The 21,015-nt window shown below is 72.8% G+C and carries 18 protein-coding genes, 1 tRNA gene and 1 pseudogene; 10 read left to right on the forward strand and 10 right to left on the reverse strand.

Annotated features, from left to right (window positions below; translation table 11 throughout):
* Positions 1–4 precede the first annotated feature (4 nt).
* The 3 genes from O7599_RS25405 to O7599_RS25415 all read right to left on the reverse strand — a co-directional run bounded on the left by O7599_RS25405 (position 5) and on the right by O7599_RS25415 (position 3,201).
* Entirely contained in the window at positions 5–1,417 is a 1,413-nt protein-coding gene (locus tag O7599_RS25405) for a putative T7SS-secreted protein (RefSeq protein ID WP_281617931.1), read from the reverse strand.
* Positions 1,414–1,722 (reverse strand): hypothetical protein, encoded by a 309-nt coding sequence (locus O7599_RS25410; protein WP_281617932.1) that lies wholly within the window; start codon positions 1,720–1,722, stop codon positions 1,414–1,416. The genes O7599_RS25405 and O7599_RS25410 overlap by 4 nt, the downstream gene beginning before the upstream one ends.
* Before the next feature lie 93 nt (positions 1,723–1,815).
* Entirely contained in the window at positions 1,816–3,201 is a 1,386-nt protein-coding gene (locus O7599_RS25415) for a cystathionine beta-synthase (protein WP_281617933.1), read from the reverse strand.
* Positions 3,202–3,606: 405 nt separating this feature from the next.
* Here O7599_RS25415 and O7599_RS25420 point away from each other — a divergent pair, with 405 nt between their 5' ends.
* Positions 3,607–4,635, forward strand: a complete 1,029-nt coding sequence (locus O7599_RS25420) for an SGNH/GDSL hydrolase family protein (protein WP_281617934.1) — start codon at positions 3,607–3,609, stop codon at positions 4,633–4,635.
* A gap of 324 nt (positions 4,636–4,959) precedes the next feature.
* Here the strand turns inward: O7599_RS25420 and O7599_RS25425 are convergent, their stop codons facing one another.
* On the reverse strand, positions 4,960–5,796 hold the full coding sequence (locus tag O7599_RS25425) for a MurR/RpiR family transcriptional regulator (RefSeq protein WP_281617935.1): 837 nt from the start codon (positions 5,794–5,796) through the stop codon (positions 4,960–4,962).
* A gap of 138 nt (positions 5,797–5,934) precedes the next feature.
* Here O7599_RS25425 and O7599_RS25430 point away from each other — a divergent pair, with 138 nt between their 5' ends.
* Positions 5,935–6,351 (forward strand): hypothetical protein, encoded by a 417-nt coding sequence (locus O7599_RS25430; protein WP_281617936.1) that lies wholly within the window; start codon positions 5,935–5,937, stop codon positions 6,349–6,351.
* Positions 6,352–6,512: 161 nt separating this feature from the next.
* Complete coding sequence (locus O7599_RS25435) at positions 6,513–7,868, forward strand: SGNH/GDSL hydrolase family protein (protein ID WP_281617937.1); 1,356 nt, start codon at positions 6,513–6,515, stop codon at positions 7,866–7,868.
* A 207-nt stretch (positions 7,869–8,075) separates the two neighbouring features.
* On the opposite strand, the gene O7599_RS25440 is transcribed toward O7599_RS25435, so the two are convergent.
* Both O7599_RS25440 and O7599_RS25445 read right to left on the reverse strand, forming a co-directional pair.
* A complete protein-coding gene (locus tag O7599_RS25440; protein ID WP_281617938.1) occupies positions 8,076–8,660 on the reverse strand; it encodes a hypothetical protein in 585 nt (194 codons plus the stop codon).
* Positions 8,661–8,939: 279 nt separating this feature from the next.
* A tRNA-Leu gene (locus O7599_RS25445) sits at positions 8,940–9,021 on the reverse strand.
* A 351-nt stretch (positions 9,022–9,372) separates the two neighbouring features.
* On the opposite strand from O7599_RS25445, the gene O7599_RS25450 reads away from it, so the two are divergent.
* Together O7599_RS25450 and O7599_RS25455 are read left to right on the forward strand one after the other, a co-directional pair.
* Positions 9,373–10,161, forward strand: a complete 789-nt coding sequence (locus tag O7599_RS25450) for an ABC transporter ATP-binding protein (protein WP_281617939.1) — start codon at positions 9,373–9,375, stop codon at positions 10,159–10,161.
* 65 nt (positions 10,162–10,226) lie between these two features.
* Positions 10,227–12,791: an ABC transporter permease gene (locus O7599_RS25455; RefSeq protein ID WP_281617940.1), complete on the forward strand. Its 2,565-nt coding sequence runs from the start codon at positions 10,227–10,229 to the stop codon at positions 12,789–12,791.
* A gap of 169 nt (positions 12,792–12,960) precedes the next feature.
* Here the strand turns inward: O7599_RS25455 and O7599_RS25460 are convergent, their stop codons facing one another.
* On the reverse strand, positions 12,961–13,191 hold the full coding sequence (locus tag O7599_RS25460) for a DUF4287 domain-containing protein (RefSeq protein WP_047016108.1): 231 nt from the start codon (positions 13,189–13,191) through the stop codon (positions 12,961–12,963).
* A gap of 117 nt (positions 13,192–13,308) precedes the next feature.
* On the opposite strand from O7599_RS25460, the gene O7599_RS25465 reads away from it, so the two are divergent.
* On the forward strand, positions 13,309–13,617 hold the full coding sequence (locus O7599_RS25465; protein WP_281617941.1) for a hypothetical protein: 309 nt from the start codon (positions 13,309–13,311) through the stop codon (positions 13,615–13,617).
* 62 nt (positions 13,618–13,679) lie between these two features.
* Here O7599_RS25465 and O7599_RS25470 read toward each other — a convergent pair whose 3' ends face one another.
* Both O7599_RS25470 and O7599_RS25475 read right to left on the reverse strand, forming a co-directional pair.
* Positions 13,680–14,648 (reverse strand): hypothetical protein, encoded by a 969-nt coding sequence (locus O7599_RS25470; protein WP_281617942.1) that lies wholly within the window; start codon positions 14,646–14,648, stop codon positions 13,680–13,682.
* Between the two features lie 327 nt (positions 14,649–14,975).
* The gene (locus O7599_RS25475; RefSeq protein ID WP_281617943.1) at positions 14,976–16,208 is read right to left on the reverse strand and encodes an acetyl-CoA C-acetyltransferase; all 1,233 of its coding nucleotides are present in this window, start codon (positions 16,206–16,208) and stop codon (positions 14,976–14,978) included.
* A 235-nt stretch (positions 16,209–16,443) separates the two neighbouring features.
* Here O7599_RS25475 and O7599_RS25480 point away from each other — a divergent pair, with 235 nt between their 5' ends.
* Complete coding sequence (locus tag O7599_RS25480) at positions 16,444–17,343, forward strand: Bax inhibitor-1/YccA family protein (protein ID WP_281617944.1); 900 nt, start codon at positions 16,444–16,446, stop codon at positions 17,341–17,343.
* A gap of 82 nt (positions 17,344–17,425) precedes the next feature.
* Entirely contained in the window at positions 17,426–18,082 is a 657-nt protein-coding gene (locus O7599_RS25485; RefSeq protein ID WP_281617945.1) for a pyridoxal 5'-phosphate synthase, read from the forward strand.
* A gap of 3 nt (positions 18,083–18,085) precedes the next feature.
* Here the strand turns inward: O7599_RS25485 and O7599_RS25490 are convergent.
* Positions 18,086–19,450: pseudogene (locus tag O7599_RS25490) on the reverse strand (APC family permease).
* A 179-nt stretch (positions 19,451–19,629) separates the two neighbouring features.
* On the opposite strand from O7599_RS25490, the gene O7599_RS25495 reads away from it, so the two are divergent.
* A complete protein-coding gene (locus tag O7599_RS25495; protein WP_281617946.1) occupies positions 19,630–20,172 on the forward strand; it encodes a PadR family transcriptional regulator in 543 nt (180 codons plus the stop codon).
* Entirely contained in the window at positions 20,169–21,014 is an 846-nt protein-coding gene (locus O7599_RS25500; protein WP_281617947.1) for an ABC transporter ATP-binding protein, read from the forward strand. The genes O7599_RS25495 and O7599_RS25500 overlap by 4 nt, the downstream gene beginning before the upstream one ends.
* The last annotated feature ends 1 nt before the right edge of the window (position 21,015 follow it).

Raw genomic sequence — 21,015 nt, forward strand, 5'->3', positions numbered from 1 at the left:
TGCCTTACCTGATGAGGACACGGCGGCCGAGAGCGATCAACTCCCCGCTGCCGAGTCCTGCGATTTCGAGACCGCCGAGAGCGGTGCCCGCCCCTTCGAGGACCTCGTTGTCGAAGGCTTCCACGCCGGTCCCGAGCAGACCTGTTCCCCCTGACAGCACTCCCAGAGACGTTGCCGTGACCTCAACACCCTGAGCCACCCGTTCAGAACCGCCGACAGCGTGCACCGCGCGTGTCAGCAGGGTGTTGTCCAGCGCGGCGACGGCTTGAGCCTCTGCCATGACGCGGCCGCCCACTGCGCTGATCTTCTGGCCCAGCGCCAAAGTCTCGGTGCCTGTGCGAACAACCTCCACTCCTTGCACAAGGCCCTTTCCGACGGCACTCACGCCGGGCAGCACCGCCAGGCCGTCGGCGACCACGCTCACCGTGTTGGTAAAGAAGTCCGCGTCGAACTCGCCCTTCGTGAAGCCGTCCGCCAGTGACGCCCGCACCGCCGGGTCCGCCAGCCGAGAAACCAGCGCGCCCGCGCTGAGGGCCGCCGCTGCCAACAGCAGGATCGCCGTTGCCGTGCCGCCCGTGACGATCGTCAGGGCCGCCAGCGCCACCACCCCCGCCGCTATGCTCAGGATGTCCGGGAGGTTCTCCGTGATCCAGGCTGCTGCCTTGGCGAAGAAGCCCGGTTCCTGCGGGGCCAGTTTGTCCGTGGCGTCGCGGATCGCGTCCGCCCGGGCCCCCGCCTCCGTTTCGTGCTCCCACGCAAGGGTGTACGCGCTGGAGAGGATCCGGTTGAGTTCCGCCTGCGCCTCGTCCACCGCCGCGTTGAGGCGCCGCAGCATCGCCTCCGAGCCCGGGTCGTCGCCCGGCTTTCTCGCGCTCAGATCCGGGCGGTCCCCCGTGCGGGAGGTGCGCGCGCCGGCTTCCTGCTTTGCCGCCCCCGCTCGGGACTCCGCCTCCTCCAGAGCCCGGTGCGCCTCGCGGGCCCGGTCGTTGAGTTTCCGCGCCCGGCGCTGGAACTCGTCGAGCTCCGCCTCCCAGCGGGAGAGCTGCTTGGCGGCCTTCCTGATCGAGCGCGCGGCGTTGCGGAGGTTCAGGGGGAGCGGGCCGTCCTCCAACTGCTCCCGGAAGGCGACGGCCGCGTCGCCCTTCCAGTAGCTGCCGTCCATCAGCTTGGTGATCATGTCGCGGGTCTCGTCGAGGACCTTCGCGCACGTGGTCAGCTTGGTGCCCAGCGCGTGGACGGTGTCCGTGCTGCCCGGGGCGGGGTTGAAGCCGAGGTACGGATACGCGTCGGGGACGGTGCCCCGCTGGAGGCCCTGGGGCTGGATGACGGACCAGTCGTCCGTGGGCGTGGGTAAGTCGAAGGGCTTCCTGTCAGGCTGCGGGGTGCCGGCTAAGCCGGGGGTTCCGTCGTTCGTCACTTACCGCCTCCCCGGGCAGCCTTCGTCAGGTTCTCTTCCAGGGCCTTGTCGACCTCGGCGTAGCTCTCCTTGCTGTCCCCGACGATCCCCGCCAGCTCGTCCACCTGCTCCCCGATCTGCCCGGTCCCGTACTTCCACTCGTCCTGGAAGTCCTCGCACGCGCTGTCGAGGTTGTCCGTGCCGAGTCCGCTGATGGTGGAGTCACGCAGGGCCTTGTGCACCCCTTCGAGTGACTGCACCGAGCGCTTCAACAGGCGCATGAAGCGCTCCAGTTCGTCGCCGTCGACTGCGAGTCGGTCCGCCAATCCGTCCCTCCGTACACGTCGTCACCGGGATACGGACGCATCGTAGCGGTGCGTGGTGACATGTGTGCGAAGGGTGTGGACAACGTGGCGAGTTCACGCCGTACCCGCGGCCTTCGCCAGGTACGCCAGCAGGTCCGTCCGTGACACGACACCCGTCGGCTTGCCGTCCACCAGCACCACGGCCGCGTCCGCGCCCTCCAGCACCGCCACCAGGTCGGCCACCGGCTCGCCCGAGCCGACCTGCGGCAGCGGGGGGCACATGTGCTGCTCCAGCGGGTGGTCGAGTTCCGCCTTGCGGGTGAACAGCGCGTCCAGCAGCTCGCGTTCCACGATCGAGCCGATGACCTCCGCCGCCATCACGTCCGGGTGCCCCGCCCCGGGCTTGACGACCGGCATCTGCGAGACCCCGTACTCGCGCAGCACCTCGATCGCCTCGCCCACCGTCTCCTCCGGGTGCATGTGCACCAGCGACGGCATGCCCGCCTTGTCCCGCAGGACGTCCGCGACGCTCGCGGCGCCGGCCTCCTCCAGGAAGCCGTAGTCCGCCATCCAGTCGTCGTTGAAGATCTTCGACAGGTAGCCGCGCCCGCTGTCCGGCAGCAGGACGACGACCACGCCGTTCTCGTCCAGTCCCTCCGCCACCCGCAGCGCGGCGACCACCGCCATCCCGCAGGAGCCGCCGACGAGCAGCCCCTCCTCGCGGGCCAGGCGCCGGGTCATGCGGAAGGAGTCCTTGTCGGAGACGGCGACGATCTCGTCCGCCACCCCGCGGTCGTAGGCGTCCGGCCAGAAGTCCTCGCCGACGCCCTCGACCAGGTACGGGCGGCCCGAGCCGCCGGAGTACACCGAGCCCTCCGGGTCGGCCCCGACGATCCGCACGGCGCCGTCGGAGACCTCCTTCAGGTACCGGCCGGTGCCGGAGATGGTGCCGCCGGTGCCGATGCCGGCGACGAAGTGCGTGATGCGGCCGTCGGTCTGCGTCCACAGCTCGGGGCCGGTGGAGTGGTAGTGGGACGCCGGGTTGTCCGGGTTGCTGTACTGGTCGGGCTTCCAGGCGCCGGGGGTCTCGCGGACCAGGCGGTCGGAGACGTTGTAGTACGAGTCGGGGTGCTCGGGGTCGACGGCGGTCGGGCAGACGACGACCTCCGCGCCGTACGCGCGCAGCACGTTGATCTTGTCGGTGGACACCTTGTCCGGGCAGACGAAGATGCACTTGTAGCCCTTCTGCTGGGCCACCATCGCCAGCCCCACGCCGGTGTTGCCCGACGTCGGCTCGACGATCGTGCCGCCGGGCCGCAGCGCGCCCGAGCGCTCCGCGGCCTCGATCATGCGCAGCGCGATGCGGTCCTTCACCGAGCCGCCGGGGTTGAAGTACTCGACCTTCGCCAGCACCGTCGCCCGGATGCCCTGGGTCACACGGCCCAGCCTGACCAGGGGCGTGTTGCCCACCAGGTCGGTGATCGACTCGTGATACTGCACCGCTCACTCCAGGGTCCGTGGCTCTCGGGGCGAGCCCAGCGTAAGGCTCCCCCGCGGGTGATTGAGCCGGGCACAAGGCCGGGCAACAAAGTGTTAGCACGCGCGTAGAGCGCGCGGGGCGGCGGGTCTCCGCGCGTCGCCGTGGACGGGAGGGGGAGACGGCGTAGGACAGACAGGGGAGGGGACCGGCGGCGGACAGGGACCGGAGAAACGGGGACAGCACTGGCACGGCGGCGTCACGGAATCGGTCGTGGGGATACGGCGTTCCCGGCACAGCGTTACGGGCGCGGCTTGCGGGCACGGCGTACGGGCACGGCGTGACGGAGTCGGCGGCACACGGCGGCAGCGGTAGGGACGGACACGGCGCGGCGCGGCACACGGGGGCCGGGCCGGAACGGAGAGGCGATGTCGATGACCAGGGCGAGGGCGGCACGCCGGATCGCCGCGGCGGCGGCGTACGGCGGCGGGGGCATCGGCCTGCTCGGCGGCGCGACGCTCGGGGTGCTCGTCGCGGAGGTGCACCTGGCGCGGCGCCGGGTGGGCGGCAGCGACGAGGAGCCGCCGCGGGCCGACGGGCGGTACGGGGCGGCCTTCGGCCGCAGGCGCGGCGTGCGGCCGGTGCTGCTGGCGTTCCTCGGCGACTCCACCGCCGCGGGCCAGGGCGTCTACCGGCCCCGCCAGACGCCGGGGGCGCTGCTGGCCTCCGGGCTCGCGGCGGTCGCCGAGCGGCCGGTGGACCTGCGGAACGTGGCGCTGTCCGGGGCGCAGTCCGACGATCTGGACCGGCAGGTGACGCTGCTGCTGGACGAGGAGGGGCTGCGGCCCGACGTCGCGGTCATCATGATCGGCGCCAACGACGTCACCCACCGGGTGCCGCCGGCGGTGTCGGTGCGCTGCCTGTCCGACGCGGTCGCGCGGCTGCGCGACGCGGGCACGGAGGTCGTCGTCGGCACGTGCCCCGACCTGGGCACGATCGAGCCGGTGCAGCAGCCGCTGCGCTGGCTGGCGCGCCGGCTGAGCCGGCAGCTCGCCGCGGCGCAGACCATCGCCGTGCTCGACCGCGGCGGGCGCACGGTGTCGCTGGGCGCGCTGCTGGGCCCGGAGTTCGCGGCCAACCCGCGCGAGCTGTTCGGTCCTGACAACTACCACCCCTCGGCGGAGGGCTACGCCACCGCCGCGATGGCCGTGCTGCCCACGCTCGCCTCGGCGCTGGGCATGTGGCCGGCGGAGGAGGAGCGCCCGGACGTCCGCCGCGACGAGGGCTACCTGCCGGTGGCCAAGGCCGCGGCGCAGGCCGCGGGCGAGAGCGGCACGGAGGTCGCGCCGGCCGGCCCGGCGGGCGGGCGCGGCCCGTGGGCGCTGCTGAAGCACCGGCGCAGGCGGCGGGTGGAGCCGGAGACGGACGCGGAGCAGGCGGCGGTGGGGGAGCGGTAGCCGCCGCGGGCGGGCGAGGCCGTACGGGGACAGGGCGGGCCGTGCGGCCGAGGCCGCGCCGCGGCGGCACGGCTCCTGCACCGCGAAGTGCACCCGGACGTCCGGTGCCCGACGGCCGCGTCGGCACGCCGCGCGGGCGTACGGGGGCGGGCTAGGGCCGTACGGGGACAGGGTGGGCCGTGCGGCCGAGGCCGCGCCGCGGCGGCACGGCTCCTGCACCGCGAAGTGCACCCGGACGTCCGGTGCTCGAAGGCCGCGTCGGCACGCCGCGCGTACCGCCCGGCCGCGCGCTCCCACGGGCCGACCGCCCCGGGCCCCCGCCCCTCAGTCCAGGAACAGCGACCGCTCCGCCGCCCGCGCGTCGAACTCCTCCAGCCGCGCCTGCGCCTCCGGCAGCCCGTCGCACATCGCCTCCAGCAGCACCCGCCCCAGCAGCATCGGCCCGCACGCCGTGTCGAACGACAGCCCCGTGCCCACCGCCGCCGGCAGCAGGACGTCGCTGTCCTGCGCGACCGGCGTGAACGAGCTGTCCGCCACCGTGACCACGGTCAGCCCGGTCGCCCGCGCGGTGCGCAGCGCGTCCGCCAGCTCCCGCGGGTGGCGGGGCAGCGCGAAGCACAGCAGTGCCGTGGCGCCGGCGCGGGCGGCGGCGTCGACGCGGTCGTCGAGCATCGAGCCGGCCTCGTCGAGCACCCGGATGTCCGGGTGCACCTTCGCCGCGAAGTACGCGAAGCCGCGCGCCTGCGCCGCCGCGGCGCGCAGTCCGAGCACGGGCAGCGGCCGGGAGGCGGCGAGCAGCCGGCCGGCGTCCTCGACGGGGGCGGGGTCGGCGAGGAAGGCGGAGAGGTTGCGCAGGTTCTCGATCTCGGCCTGCACGGCCTGCTGGTACTCGTTGCGCTCGGACCGCCCCGCCGGCTCGCCGAGCCCGGCCTCGCGCAGCGCGCGGCGCAGCGCCGGGTAGCCGTCGAAGCCGAGGGCGACGGCGAAGCGGGTGACGGACGGCTGGCTCACCCCGGCCAGCCCGGCCAGCTCCACGCTGGACAGGAACGGCGCGTCGGCGGCCCTGCGCACCATGCAGTGCGCGATGCGGCGCTGGGTGGGCGTCAGCCGGCGCCCCTCGAAGAGCTTCTGCAGCCGGGCGCCCGCGTCGGCGGAGACCATCCCACCTCCGGATCCGGTGTGCTATTCACTGCACGACGACTCTGCATGACCGTATGCACCACGGCAAGGGCGCACGGGAACGAATTGGGGGGGTAGCACCACTGCACCTGTGTGGACGGACTCCGTACCGTACGGGGTATGAGTGCGCGGGACCCGGAGATCAAGAGTGAACTCGATGCCACCCTGCAGACCCGCAGGGACCTCGGCCCCGAGTACGAAGAAGAGCTGATCGAGGGCTTCCTCGAGAAGGTGCAGCAGCGGATGGACGGGACGTTCGACACCCGGCTGCGCCGCCAGCTCGCCGAGCAGCAGATGCAGGTCGCGCGGGGCACGCAGCCGGGCACCGGCTCGCCGGACGGCACGTTCGGCGAGCGCTTCGGCTTCGCCGCCGTGTCGATGGTGCTGGCGATTCCGCTGTCGGCGATCGGCGTGGTCAACGAGGGGCTGGCCGGGCTGCTGGTGACGTGGGGCGGCATCGTCGGCGTGAACGCGGTGCACGCCACCGGGCTGTTCCGCCGCCGCCGGGCGGAGAAGAACAAGTCCGACTGGGACTGACGCGGACGCACCGGTTGCCCGTGGGTGTGACGGCGGGCGAGTTTGGCATGACCCTGTCCGGGCGGTGGCGTTGACCGGGGTGGCGGCCGGCCGTAGCGTACGGTCTGAAATTTTCGGCACGCCTCTCGAAATATTTCGCCGCCTCGCTCCGGGAGCCGCAGATGCCCCAGCCCGCGTACCGACGCCGCCGTGACCTCCGCTCCGCCGTGTCCCCCTACCTCGCCGCCGCGCTCGTCATGGCCCTCGTCGCCGCCGTGGCGGTGGCGGCGCACGCGCTGCGCGGCCTCGCCCCCGCCGAGGGCGCACGCGCCGAAGCGGCGGCCGGCGCGTCCGGCGGCCCGGCGCAGTGGGTCGCGGCCTGGACCTCGATGCCGCAGCTCACCGAGCCGGCGAACCTGCCGCCCCCGCCGTTCACCCGGGACGACGGCGTGCTGCACGACGCCACCCTGCGCCAGACCGTGCGCCTGACCGTCCCCGGCGACCAGGTCCGGTTCCGCTTCTCCAACGCCTTCGGCGGCGCCGACCTGCCGATCACCCGCGCCGCGGTCGCCCTGCCCGCCGGCGGCCGGGCCGGCGTCGACGGCATCGTGCCCGGCAGTTCGCGCCCGCTGACGTTCAGCGGCCGGCCGGCCACCACGGTCCCCGTCGGCGCGCAGGTCGTCTCCGACCCGGTGCGCCTCGACGTCGCGCCCGGCGCCAACCTGACCGTGACCCTGTACCTCGCCGACGGTCAGGCGTCCACCGACGTCACCTCGCACCCGGGCTCGCGCACCACCTCGTACCTCCTGGCCGGCGACCACACCGACGCCGCCGCGCTGCCCGGCGCGACGACCACCGACCACTGGTACTTCCTCAGCGGCATCGAGGCGAAGGCCCCCGCCCGCACGCGCACCGCCGTCGTGCTCGGCGACTCCCTGAGCGACGGCCGCGGCTCCACCACCAACGGCAACGACCGCTGGCCCGACCTCCTCTTCGACCGCCTGCGCGGTGACGGCGCCCCGCCCGTCGCCGTCGTCAACCAGGCCGCCGGCGGCAACCGCGTCCTCGACGACGGCCTCGGCCCCAACGCCCTCGCCCACCTCGACCGCGACGTGCTGGCCGTGAGCGGGGCGCGCTGGCTGCTGGTCTTCGAGGGGGTCAACGACATCGGCACGGCGCCCGCCACGCCGGCCGCGCAGCGCGAGACCGGGGACGAACTGCTGGCCGCGTACGACCAGATCGTCACGCGCGCGCACGCGCAGGGCATCCGCGTCTACGGGGCCACGCTCACGCCGTTCGGCGGCAGCACGCCGTACGACGACCCCGCCGGGCTGCGCGAGGCGACCCGGCAGCGCGTGAACGACTGGATCCGCACCAGCGGGCGCTTCGACGCCGTCGTCGACTTCGACGCCGCGACCCGCGACCCGGCGCACCCCCGCGCGCTGCTGCCCGCCGTCGACACCGGCGACCACCTCCACCTCAACCCCGAGGGGTACGCTCTCCTCGCCCGCACGGTCCCGCTCCGCCTCTTCCGCTGACGTTGTTTCGACGCGTTCACGGGGATATGGGTGCTGAAACGGATCGGCCTTCCGGTCAACCGGAACTACGCGGGTAATACGGAACGTTCTTTTTCACTTGGCACCGCTAATTCCTGTGCCGTTGAATTCGCGTATGCGGTCCCGCCGCGGTGGCAATAGGCGGGATTTTCCGGTACGCGAATACCGCGCACCCCGCGCCGGCCGCCGTCAGACGGTGGCCGGCGAGCCCCGGCGTACGCCCCCGCCCGGCAGCGCGTCGCCCGCGGCGATGCCCGTGCGGACGTACGCAGTGTCCGAACCGCCGGTTCCGGCGCCCCTGCGGGTGACGGCGTCGACCGGCAGCCACAGCAGCGCCTCCTGCTCTCGCTCCCAGCGGCCGAGCCACGCGGCCTTCGCCCGCAGCCCCGCACCGGCCCCGGCCAGCGCCAACCCGCCGGCGATCGGCACCGCCGCCGCCGAGCCGGCCGCGACGGCGAACCCCGCCGCCAGCCACCACCGGCGCGCCCGCCGCCATGTCCGTACGGTCACCGCCCGGTCCTGCAACACCGCGCCGCGGCCCGCCCGTTGGGCCTTGTGCGCCTGCGCCAGGCAGCGCCCGCGGCGGGCCGCGTAGACCCCGGGGGCGACGACGAGGAACAGGCCCGCGCCCCCGTAGAGTCCGATCCACTGACCGGTCAGCCCGTCCTGCCAGGCGCCCGCCGCGGCGGCGGCGATACCCAGCCACCACAGCGGCGCCGCGCCCGCGCGCACCACGACCGCCGCCCGCGCCAGCGTCACCGTTCCGCGCGCCACTTCTCGCTCCTCCCGTCGGGGGTCTTCGATCGCGTGCGCGGGAGGCTACCTGCGGATTCTGAGGACGGGATGAGAAGGGAGGAGGGGCGGCCGCCGGGGCCGGGGGCGGCGCAGTGATCGGATCAGAGCGCGGCGTCGCGCGGGTGAACGTTTCAGCTACGTGGCCGGTTCCAGACTGCCGGGGCGAGGTCGACACCGGGCGTCAGCGGTGCCCCGGAGGGGCGGGGTCACCGTTGCTGACCAGTCGTCTTCGCAGGTCGACGACCTCTTGCCGGGAGGTGCCCGGAGCCGGACTTGAACCGGCACGGCCCGAAGGCCAGCGACTTTTAAGGTCGCCGTGTCTGCTTTCCACCATCCGGGCAGGACTCCCGGCCCGCACACGCTGCGTACGGACCACCGCATGGCGCGTAACCAGAGTAGCGGTGCGGATGGGCCGAACTGGCCATCTACGGACTGATGTTGGCTTGAATTAGGCCCGAGTTGTCGAAGAAGTCCTCGGATGAAATTCCACTTCCCAAATTGCCCCTCTGGAGGCCCTCCGCCCCATGTCTTCCTCAGGGTGCGGGTCATCCCGGAGGAGGAGCCGCGCGGGGCCGGAGTACGTCCTCGGTCTCGCCCGGAACCGGAGCGCGGGCTGATCCGGGCGACCGGATCCGCGGCCACGATGGACGGGACAGGTTGCACACCACCGTCCCGACAGGAGCCCACCGCCGTGACCACCACCATCCCCGGCGCCTCCGGCCGCGGCACCGCCTATGCCCCCGTGGCGGCGGCCGGTGCCACCGAGCTGACCAAGGTCTACGGCGAGGGCGAGACGAAGGTCGTCGCCCTCGACCGCGTCTCCGTAGAGTTCATGCAGGGCGAGTTCACCGCGATCATGGGCCCGTCCGGCTCCGGCAAGTCGACCCTCATGCACTGCATGGCCGGCCTCGACACCATCTCCGGCGGCTCGTCGCGCATCGGCGAGACCGAGCTGACCGGGCTGAAGGACAAGAAGCTCACCCAACTGCGCCGCGACAAGGTCGGCTTCGTCTTCCAGGCCTTCAACCTGCTGCCGACGCTGAACGCGCTGGAGAACATCACGCTGCCCATGGACATCGCCGGCCGCAAGCCCGACGAGCAGTGGCTGCGGCAGGTGGTGGAGACCGTGGGCCTGTCCGGCCGCCTCAAGCACCGCCCGAGCCAGCTCTCCGGCGGCCAGCAGCAGCGCGTCGCCGTCGCCCGGGCGCTGGCCGCCCGGCCCGAGATCATCTTCGCCGACGAGCCCACCGGCAACCTCGACTCCCGCTCCGGCGCCGAGGTGCTCGGCTTCCTGCGCAACTCCGTGCGCGAGCTGGGCCAGACGGTCGTCATGGTCACCCACGACCCGGTGGCCGCCGGGTACGCGGACCGCGTCGTGTTCCTCGCCGACGGCCGCATCGTCCACGAACTGCGCGACCCGAACGCCGAGACGGTGCTCGACACCATGAAGCGCTTCGACGCCAAGGGCCGGGTCAGCTGAGCCTCGCTCGCCGACCCAGAAGGCCGCCCGCTACCGGCTTCTCACCCGTACAGGACTGACCCCATATGCTTCGCACCGCCTTGCGCAACGTGTTCGCGCACAAGGCCCGGTTGCTGATGACCGTGCTCGCCGTCATGCTCGGTGTGGCCTTCGTCTCCGGCACCCTGGTCTTCACCTCCACGATCTCCGACGCCTACACCAAGAGTTCGGAGAAGGGCTTCGACCACGTCGACGTCCGCCTGCAGCCCGACGACGACGCCGACGAGGGCCGCCCCGGCGAGCCGCCCCCGCTCACCCAGGACCTGCTGGACGAGGCCGCCGCGCTGCCCGGCGTGAAGTCCGCCACCGGCAACGTCGCCGGCTTCGCCGCGCTCGCCGACAAGGACGGCGACCTCGTCGGCGACGGCTGGTCCACCAGCGGCGCCAACTACTACGGCGGCAAGGACGGCAAGGCCGCCGACCCCCGCTACCCCATGCGCGACGGCCGCGGTCCCGCGGGCCCGAACGAGATCGCCATCGACGCCAAGACCGCCGAGCGCACCGGCTACGGGGTCGGGGACACCCCGCGGATGTCCGTCGACGGCCCCGTACTCGAACCGACGATCACCGGCGTCTTCACCACCGACGACGGCAACGTCGCGGCCGGCGGCAGCCTCGTGCTCTTCGACACGAAGACCGCGCAGGACCTCTTCACCGAGCCCGGCGAGTACACCGAGATCGACCTCGCCGCCGCCCCCGGCACCTCCGAGAAGCAACTGCGGGCCGAGGCGCAGAAGATCCTGCCCGCCGAGGCCGAGGCCGAGGCGCTCACCGGCACCAAGCTCGCCGACGACCAGGCCCGCGAGATCGAGCAGGGCATGGAGGGGCTGCGTACCGGCATGCTCGCCTTCGCCGGCATCGCGCTCTTCGTCGGCATCTTCCTCATCGCCAACACCTTCACCATGCTCGTCGCCCAGCGCACCAAGGAACTGGCGCTGCTGCGGGCCGTCGGCGCCAGCCGCCGCCAGGTCACGCGCTCGGTGCTCTTCGAGGCCACGGCCGTCGGCACGGTCGCGGCGCTCGCCGGCCTCGCCGCGGGCACCGGCATCGGCGCCGGGCTGCGCTCCCTGATGGGCGCCACCGGCCAGACGGTGCCCGACGGGCCGCTGGTCGTCTCGCCCACGACGGTGATCATCTCGCTCGCCGTCGGCATCGTCGTCACCGTGCTCGCCGCCTGGCTGCCCGCCCGCAGGGCCGCGAAGATCCCGCCGGTCGCGGCGATGAGCAGCGTGCACGCCCGGGCGTCCACCCGCAGCCTCGTCGTCCGCAACACCATCGGCGCGCTCATCGCGGGCGGCGGCGCCCTGATGGTCGTCGCCGGCACCACCGCCGACGACGGCAAGGCCCTCATGGGCGGCGGCGCCGCGGTGCTGCTGATCGGCATCTTCGTCCTCACCCCGCTGCTGTCCCGGCCGCTGATCGCGCTCTCCGCGCCGCTGCTGCGGATCTTCGGCGTCTCCGGCAAGCTCGCGCGCCAGAACGCCGTACGCAACCCGCGGCGCACCGCCGCCACCGCCTCCGCGCTGATGATCGGGCTCACCCTCATCACCGGCCTGACGGTGATCGGCGCCGGCATCTCCCACGCCATCGACAAGATGGCCACCGACGCCATGAAGGCCGACTACTCGGTCTCCATGTCGAACTTCACCCCGCTCAGCCCGGAGGTCGAGAAGAAGCTCTCCGGACTCGACGAGGTCACCGCCTCCTCGCCGCTGCGCTCCGTGCCCGTGGCCATCGGCGGGGACGAGGAGGACCTCACCGCCGTCCGCGGCGACGAGGTCGGGCAGTTGCTCGAACTGGACTTCTCGGCAGGTTCGTTCGACGGCCTCGCCGAGGGCGTCCCGGCCGGCGGCGGCGCCGCCAAGGCGATCGTCGACGACGACACCGCCGAGGACGAGGGCTGGAAGATGGGCGACACCATCGAGGTGACGTACCAGGACGGCGCCAAGGGCGCGCTCACCGTCTCCGGCCTCTACCAGGGCAACGAGATGATCAAGGGCATCATGCTCGACACCTCGGTCGTCGACACGCACGTCGACAAGATCACCGACTTCGAGGTCTGGCTGAAGACCGACGGCGGCGAGAGCGACGCGATGAAGGACAGGCTGGAGGCGGCCCTCGGCGACAACCCGGCCATCGCGGTGATGAACGAGGAGGACGTCTCCGAGATGATCGCCGGGCTCATCAACATGATGCTGAACATCCTCTACGCCATGCTCGGCATGGCCGTCCTGGTCGCGGTCCTCGGCGTGATCAACACGCTGGCCATGTCCGTCTTCGAACGCTCCCAGGAGATCGGCATGCTGCGCGCCATCGGCCTGGACCGGCGCGCGGTGAAGCGGATGGTCCGGCTGGAGTCGCTGGTCATCTCGCTCTTCGGCGGGGTGCTCGGCATCGGCCTCGGGGTCTTCCTCGGCTGGGCCGCCGGCGAGCTGATCTCCGCCTCGCTCGACACGTACGCGCTGGTGCTGCCGTGGGAGCGGATGGGCTACTTCCTGCTCGGCGCGGCGCTCGTGGGCATGCTGGCGGCGCTGTGGCCGGCGCGCCGGGCGTCGCGGCTCAACATGCTCGCGGCCATCAAGAGCGAGTAGGGCCGGGGGAGTACGGCCGCCGGAAACCCGCGGAAGCCACGGGGGAAGGGGGGAACGGGGAGACGGGTCGCCACGCCCGTCGGAAGGGCCCGCGCGGAGGGATCACCCTCCCGCGGGCCCTTCGCCGTCCTGTGGGCGCTCGTTGCGCCAGGCGTGCGCTCGTCCCCTCCTAGAGCAGTTTGCGCGCGGCCCGTCTCAGGTCGTACTCGTGGATGATCGCTTTGGCGTGGCCGTACGCCAGGTTGTGCTCGCCACGGAGCCAGCTCACTTTCTCCTCGAAGCGGAGGAGACAGGGACCGTCTTCGACGGTCTGCAGCCAGTCGGAGACTTCACGGCCGGTGCAGTGGGGGATGCGGGAAAGCAGGTTCCGGTGGGTTTCTGCGGAGAAGACTTGGGACATCGGCGCCTCCGGTATGCAGTCCTTCTACGCACCGTGCCTCAGGGGACGGCGATTGACAACCGTCTGGAGCGGGCCGGCTGGAACCTTCGCCGGCTACCGGCGGGTTAGGCTCGGCCCGTGCTCGACGTGCTCGACTTCGTGAACGCCGTTGACCGGATCGCCGACCGCCTGCGGTCGCTGCCGCAGAGCCGGCTGCGCGCGGGGGCGGCCGCCACCGGGCTGGCGCTGGCCCGCGACCTGTCCGCGCGGGCGCAGCGGCTGGAGGCGCCGGGGCGTACGCCGTACGAGATGCCGGCGGCCGGGGAGTTCGCGGTGGGGGACCAGGTGGCCGTCGCGGGGCGGGACCTGGCGGAGGCGCTGCGGGCGGCGGGGGACGTGGAGGGGCTCGCGGAGGCACTTGCGGTGGTACGGGACGTACGGCTGTGACCGCGTGCTGACAGCCCGCCGCGGCTGGGCACGCGGGGCACGTACGGCGCGGCCCGTACGGCTCAGAGAGAGGCGATGACGCGGTCCGCGAGGATGTACACGCTCTCGCCCGCGCAGTCGAAGGTCAGCGCGAACGCCCCGCTGATCGCGGAACCGCCCAGCAGCACCGGCTCCGTGCCCCCGTCGAGGGCCTCCGCGAGCCGCTCCGCGGTGTCGCGGTGGCCGGGGGAGAGGCAGAGCGTGGTGCCGTCGGCGAAGACGTAGACGTCGAGCGTGCCGAGGGGGCCCAGCCGCACGTCGGTCAGCGGCGTACGGCCCGCGGCCAGGTCCTCCAGCCGGTTCACCGTGCGCTCCTGGTCGGCGACGGCGGGCTGCGGGCGGAAGTCGGGGTGCGAGGGGTGGCGCCGGCGGGCGGCGGCCAGCTCGGCCGACTCGCCCTCGGCGGGCGGCGCTTCCGCGGCGGCGGTGTCGGCGGGGTCGGCGGGCTCGCCGCCCTCCATGCGCTCCAGCCGGTCCATGCGGTCCAGCCGGTCCATCGGGTCGAGCAGCGGCTCGAAGCCGGCGAAGTCGGTCTGCCGCGGTATGAACACCTCGCCGCCGAAGTCGACGGGATCGCCCGGGAAGGGCGTCGCGTCGATGCTGTCGCGCGCCTCCTGCTCGGCCCAGAACGCCCGGGCCTCGGCCAGTTCGCGCTCCCGCTCGTCGGCGAGCGCCTGCGCGACGGCGATGCGTATCTCCGCGGCCGGTACGGGCCGGGCGGCGGGCACCGCGGTCCCGTCCGCGCCGTGCTGCCCCTCGGCGGCGTCGGTCTGCGTCTCCGCCGCCGTCTCAGCCGCCGCCGTCTCCGTCTTCGACTCCGGGACGGCCCGCGCCCGTTCCCCGGCGCCCCGAGCCGCGGTCTGCGCGGTCAGTTCGGCACGGAGCGTGACCACCTCGCGGCGCAGTCCGCTCACCGCGCGTAGCACCGCGACGCCGAGCAGTACGGCGGGGGCGGCGGCGGCCAGCAGGACGGCGAAGGTGGTGGCGCTCACTGTCGGACTCCCGATTGATGTAGGACCCCCATGTTCTACCTCAGCCTGCCGGAGCGCAGAACCCCACCCCTAGCGGAAAATGGCATGAATAGGACGGGCCTTTGGTCCCACCGCCGGGTGAGAGGGCGTGGGACACCCCCTGTGCGCCCCACGCCCGGTCCGTACAACTCCGCGCGGGCGACGGCTCCGTACCGGCTCCGGCGTGCGCGCGGCTCAGCCCCACACTCAGCTCAGCCGCTCCGCTTGATGGTCGCGCTGAGCTTCGCTTCCGCTGCGGGCGGGTGCCGCCCCTCGTACCTCGGGGCGCCCCCCACCCTCCGCTGCAGCTCAGCTCAGCCGCTCCAGCACCATGGCCATGCCCTGGCCCCCGCCCACGCACATCGTCTCCAGCCCGAACTGCTTGTCGTGCCACTGCAGGGAGTTGATGAGCGTCGTGGTGATCCGCGCGCCCGTCATGCCGAAGGGGTGCCCGACGGCGATGGCGCCGCCGTTGACGTTCAGCCGGTCCAGGTCGATGCCCAGATCCCGGTACGAGGGGATGACCTGCGCGGCGAACGCCTCGTTGATCTCCACCAGATCGATGTCCCCGACCGTCATCCCGGCCCGCGCCAGCGCCTGCTTGCTCGCCTCCACCGGACCCAGGCCCATGATCTCCGGCGACAGCGCCGAGAGCCCGGTCGAGACGATCCGCGCCAGCGGCGTGAGACCCAGCTCGCGCGCCCTGGTGTCGGACATCACGACGACCGCCGCGGCGCCGTCGTTCAGCGGGCAGCAGTTGCCGGCGGTGACCAGCCCGTCGGGGCGGAACACGGGCTTCAGCCCCGCGACCCCCTCCCTCGTCACGCCGGGCCGCGGGCCGTCGTCCTTGCTGACGACCGTGCCGTCGGGGGTGGTGACCGGGGTGATCTCGCGCTCCCAGAAGCCCGCGGCGATGGCCTTCTCGGCGAGGTTCTGCGACCGTACGCCGAACTCGTCCATGTCCTGCCGGGTGACGCCCTTGACCCGCGCCAGGTTCTCGGCGGTCTGCCCCATGGCGATGTACACGTCCGGCACCAGGCCGTCCGCGCGCGGGTCGTGCCAGCTCCCGCCGTCGAAGTCCGCGCCCTTCTCCTGCCGCTCGGCGGTACGGGCCTCGGCGTCGGCGAAGAGGGGGTTGTGGGTGCCGGGCATGCCGTCCGACGAGCCGTTGACGAACCGCGAGACGGTCTCCACGCCCGCCGAGACGAAGACGTCGCCCTCGCCCGCCTTGATGGCGTGGAACGCCATCCGCGTGGTCTGCAGCGAGGAGGAGCAGTAGCGGGTGATCGTGCAGCCGGGGAGGTGGTCCATGCCGAGCTGTACGGCGACCACCCGGCCCAGGTTGTGCCCCTGCTCGCCGCCGGGCAGGCCGCAGCCGAGCATGAGGTCGTCGATGTCCGCCGGGTCCAGGGCCGGCACCTTGTCGAGGGCCGCCCGGACGATCCCCGCGGTCAGGTCGTCCGGGCGGACGTCCTTCAGTGAGCCCTTCCCGGCCCGGCCGATCGGGGAGCGGGCGGCTGAGACGATCACGGCTTCGGGCATCACGGCTCCCAGGGGACGCGGGCGGGTCAGGCTCCTGGGCTGAAGTTACCCGTACGTAGCGAAGGGGTCACGGCTCTCGTACTGTGACGCGGACCTCAATTTCTGAGCGCTTGCTTACCTGGCGGGGAAAGACTGGGAAAAGCCTTGTAAAGATCCTCCTGAGGTCTGGCGCGATGTCTTTGCCTACCCATTACTCTTGTCTCAAGGCCGCGCAGTGCGGCCATGGAGGAGTGAGATGAGGAGCAGCAACCCGGTCTTCACGCGACGGGGGTTCAGCCGCGAGGGCGGTTCGGCAGGCTTCAACGCGCCGTCGCAGGCCGGGGGCCCCACTGTCGCTCAGGGCAACAACCCGTACGCCCAGCCCGGCACCAACCCGTATGCGCAGCAGCCGGGTGCCGCCCCGCGGAACCCCTACGCGCCCGCGGACCAGCAGCAGGGCGAGTGGGCGCCGTACGCGGCGCCCGCCGGCGGTCGGATGACGATGGACGACGTCGTGTCCCGTACGGGCATGACGCTCGGCCTGGTGATCCTCGCCGCGGCCGCCTCCTGGATCACCTTCGACGGTGAGAAGTCGCTCGGCCTCGGCCTGATGGCCGCGCTCGGCGCCTTCGTGCTGGCGATGGTCCAGGCGTTCAAGCGCCGCCCGGTCCCCGCGCTGATCCTGTCGTACGCGGTCCTCGAGGGCGTCTTCCTCGGCATCATCAGCGAGTACTTCAACACCTACGTCAACGGCGCGGTCATGCAGGCCGTGCTCGGCACGATGGCGGTGTTCTTCGGCGTCCTCGTGGCGTACAAGCTGCGGATCATCCGGGTCACGGCCCGGTTCCAGCGGTTCGTCGTCGGCGCGGCCATCGGCTTCGTGCTGCTGATGGCGGTCAACCTGTTCGCCGCGCTCATCGGCGGCGGCGACGGCCTGGGCCTGCGCAGCGGCGGCCTCGGCATCCTGTTCGGCGTCATCGGCGTCGTGCTCGGCGCGTGCTTCCTGGCCCTGGACTTCAAGCAGGTCGAGGACGGCATCGCCTACGGCGCGCCGAAGAACGAGGCGTGGCTCGCCGCCTTCGGGCTGACCCTGACCCTGGTCTGGATCTACCTGGAGATGCTGCGCCTGGTGGCCATCCTCCAGGGTGGCGACTGACCCGGCAGGCACGACCGACCCTGTGGCCCGGCGCGGAGGCGTACGCCCTCCGGCCGGGCCACCGGCATGAGAAGGGGGCACCATGGCGGACGACCTGAGGGGACTGCTGCGCGGGATCGAGGTCTTCGCGGGCGACCTGCCGTCGTTCGATCCGCGGGAGACACCGGACGAGCCGGTCCCGCTCTTCACCGACTGGCTGCTGGCCGCCGTACGGGCGGGGGTGCGCGAGCCGCACGCGATGACTCTGTCGACGGCCGACGCGGGCGGCGACCCCTCCGCGCGGGTGCTGATCCTCAAGGACGTCGGCCCGGACGGCTGGCAGTTCGCCTCGGACGCGGGCAGCCCGAAGGGCCGCGACCTGGCCAAGCGGCCGTATGCGGCGCTGACGTTCTACTGGCCGCCGCTGGCCCGCCAGGTACGGGTCCGGGGCCCGGTCGGCACCGCCGACCCGGAGCAGAGCGCCGCCGACTTCCTCGCCCGCGGCCCCGGCGCCCGCGCGGAGGCCCTGCTCGGCCGCCAGTCCCGCCCCCTCGGGGACCCGGCGGAGCGGGACACGGCGGTCGGCGAGTCGCTGGCCCGGGTGGCGGCCGACCCGGGGCTGGTGGCGCCCGGGTGGACGCTGTACTCCGTGCGGCCCCAGACGGTGGAGTTCTGGCAGGGCGACAGGGAACGCCGCCACACGCGCCTCGTCTACGAGGCCACGCCACCCGGGTGGACGAAGCGCATGCTGTGGCCCTGAGACTCACTCCTGTCCGGTCGCCCGCAGCGCGACGTGGTTGACGACCCACAGCCCGATCCCGATGGCCAGCAGCACGCCGGCCCGGATGTAGACGTCCGCGGGCCGGTCCGACAGCGGGCTGGCCAGGATCCCGGCGGTGACGGCGCCCAGCACGGGGATCCAGGTGGGCGCGCGGAAGTGGCGGTGGCCCACCGGGTCGCGGCGCAGGACGAGCACGGCCACGTTGACGACCGCGAAGACGCACAGCAGCAGGAACGACGTGGTGTCGCCCAGCCCCTCGATCTCGCCGGTCGACACCAGCCCGATGGCCAGCGCGGTGACGAAGACGATCCCGACCACGGGCGTCCGCCGCCCCGGCAGCACGCGCGCCATCCCGCGCGGCAGCACGCGCTCGTTGGCGAGCCCGTAGCACAGCCGGGAGGCCATCATGATGTTGATCAGCGCCGAGTTGGACACCGCGAAGAGCGCGATGAGCGCGAACAGCTTCGCGGGGAAGTCCACGCCGCTCTCGTCCACGACCAGCAGCAGCGGCCCGCTGGAGCCCGCCAACCGCTCGTGCTCGACCATCAGCGAGGAGACGAGCGCGACGAGGACGTAGATCGTGCCGGTGATGGCCACCCCGAGGAAGATCGCCCGCGGGAAGTTCCGCACCGGGTCCTTGGTCTCCTCCGCCATGTTGACGGAGTCCTCGAACCCCACGAAGGCGAAGAACCCCAGCGCGGTCGCCCCGAGCACCCCGGTGAGCACGGCGTACCCGGTCCCGCCGGTCTCGAACTCCGTCAGCCGCGACGGCTCGCCCTCACCGGTCAGCACGGCGGCGACGCCGATGCCGAGGATGACGAGCAGGCCGGTCACCTCGACGATCGTCAGCACGACGTTCGTCTTCACCGACTCCGAGACGCCGCGCAGGTTGAGCGAGGCGAGTACGACGACGAAGAGGATCGCGATCAGCGTCGGCGAGACGTCGACGAACTCCTGGAGGTAGTCCCCGCTGAAGGCCCGCGCCGCGGCGCTCGCGGACGACAGCCCCGAGCACATCACCATGAAGGCGACGATGAACGTCAGGAACGGCACCCGGAACGCCTTCTGCGTCTACAGCGCCGCCCCCGCGGCCCGCGGATACTTGCCGACCAGCTCGACGTACGAGGCGGCGGTCAGCATCGCCACCACGAACCCGATCACGAACGGCAACCACAGCGCCCCGCCGATCCGCCCGGCGACGGCACCGGTGTTGGCGTAGATGCCGGTGCCGAGGATGTCGCCGATGACGAAGAGCAGCAGCAACTTGGGCCCGATGGCCCGCTTCAGGGGCGTACCGTCGGCGTCGGGAGGGGGTGGGGCGGCCGATTCCTTGGGTGAATTCAGCATGCCCCTGCGAATGCCCAGCGGCCCCTGACACCAACCCCTTACATCCGCCCCTTACCCGGAAGCGCCACCGCCGACCGGTCACACGGTGAGGGCCGCGGTGGCACCCGCCGGGCTTGCCGATGATTTGACGCCCTCCATAGCTAACCGCTATCCATTGGGGGTCGTCGAGGAGGGGATCCGTGCAGGACGTGGTGCTGGCGCTCCTGGTCAAACGACCCTTGCACGGCTACGACCTGCGCAGGCGCCTGGCGGCGGCGCTGGGGCCGCTCGGGGAGACGCTGAACGCGGGGCAGGTCTACGTCACGCTCACCCGGCTCGAAAAGGCGGGCCTGGTCGTCCACGTGCGTGAGGAAGCGGCGGTGCGCGGCCCGAAACGCAAGGTGTTCGCGCCGACCGCGGCCGGGCACGAGCGGGTGGCCGCGTGGATGGCCGAGAGCACCGGCCCCCGGGCTGACGTGACGGAGTTCCATCTGAAGCTGGTGGCCGCCCACGAGTCCGGCACGGCCGATCCGCTCGCGCTCGTGCACGCGCGCCGGCGGGAGCTGATGAGCAGCCTCGCCGAAGCCCAGCACGCCGCCCTCGCTCACGACACGGGTGCGGAGGCCGGGCTGCTGCTGGAGGGCGTCGCGCTCCGGTTGCAGGCCGATCTGCGCTGGTTGGAGGCGTGCGAGCGGCGCTGGTCCGGCCGCACGACGGGTGGGAAAGGCAGAGGAGACAGATGACGAGAAACGGTCGGCGGGGCCGCTCGCGGCGGCGCGGTACGGACGACGGCGCGGGGGCGCGCCGGCCGGATGAGGCCTCCGGGCCGGCGCTGCCCGCGTCCGGGCCGGCGCTGCGCGCGGTCGGCCTGGCGCGCGTGTACGGCGAGGACGAGAGCGCGGTATGGGCCGTCGACGGGGTCGACCTCGACGTCCCCGCCGGACAACTGCTCGCCGTGACCGGACCCAGCGGCTGCGGCAAGTCCACGCTGCTCCAACTACTGGGCGGCCTCGACCGGCCCACCGAGGGCGAGGTGTGGCTCGGCGGACGGCGCATCGACGGCCTCGGCGAGCGGGCGCTCGCCCGGCTGCGGCGCCGCTCCCTCGGGTTCGTCTTCCAGACCTACCACCTGGTCGACGAGCTGACCGCGGCGGAGAACGTCGAGTTGCCCGCGCTGCTCGCCCGCGCCTCGCCCCGCGCCGCCCGCCGCCGCGCCGCCGAACTCCTCGATCAGGTCGGACTCGCCGACCGGGCCCGCCATCTGCCCTCGCAGTTGTCGGGCGGGCAGCGGCAGCGGATCGCCATCGCCCGCGCCCTGGCCAACGAGCCGCTGGTCGTCCTCGCCGACGAGCCCACCGGAAACCTCGACAGCGCCGCCACGCACGACATCCTCCGGCTCTTCGACGACCTGCGCGCCGCCGGCCAGACCGTGGTCATCGTCACCCATGACGAGCGCGTCGCCGCCACCGCCGACCGCATCGTCTCCCTGCGCGACGGGGCGCTGGACGACGACACCCGCCTGGACGGCCACGGCGGCGGCGCCGGCACCGCACGGCTCGGTGCCCTCTTGAACTGGGAGAACTGAC

The organism is Streptomyces sp. WMMC500 (assembly GCF_027497195.1).
Lineage (GTDB): Bacteria > Actinomycetota > Actinomycetes > Streptomycetales > Streptomycetaceae > Streptomyces.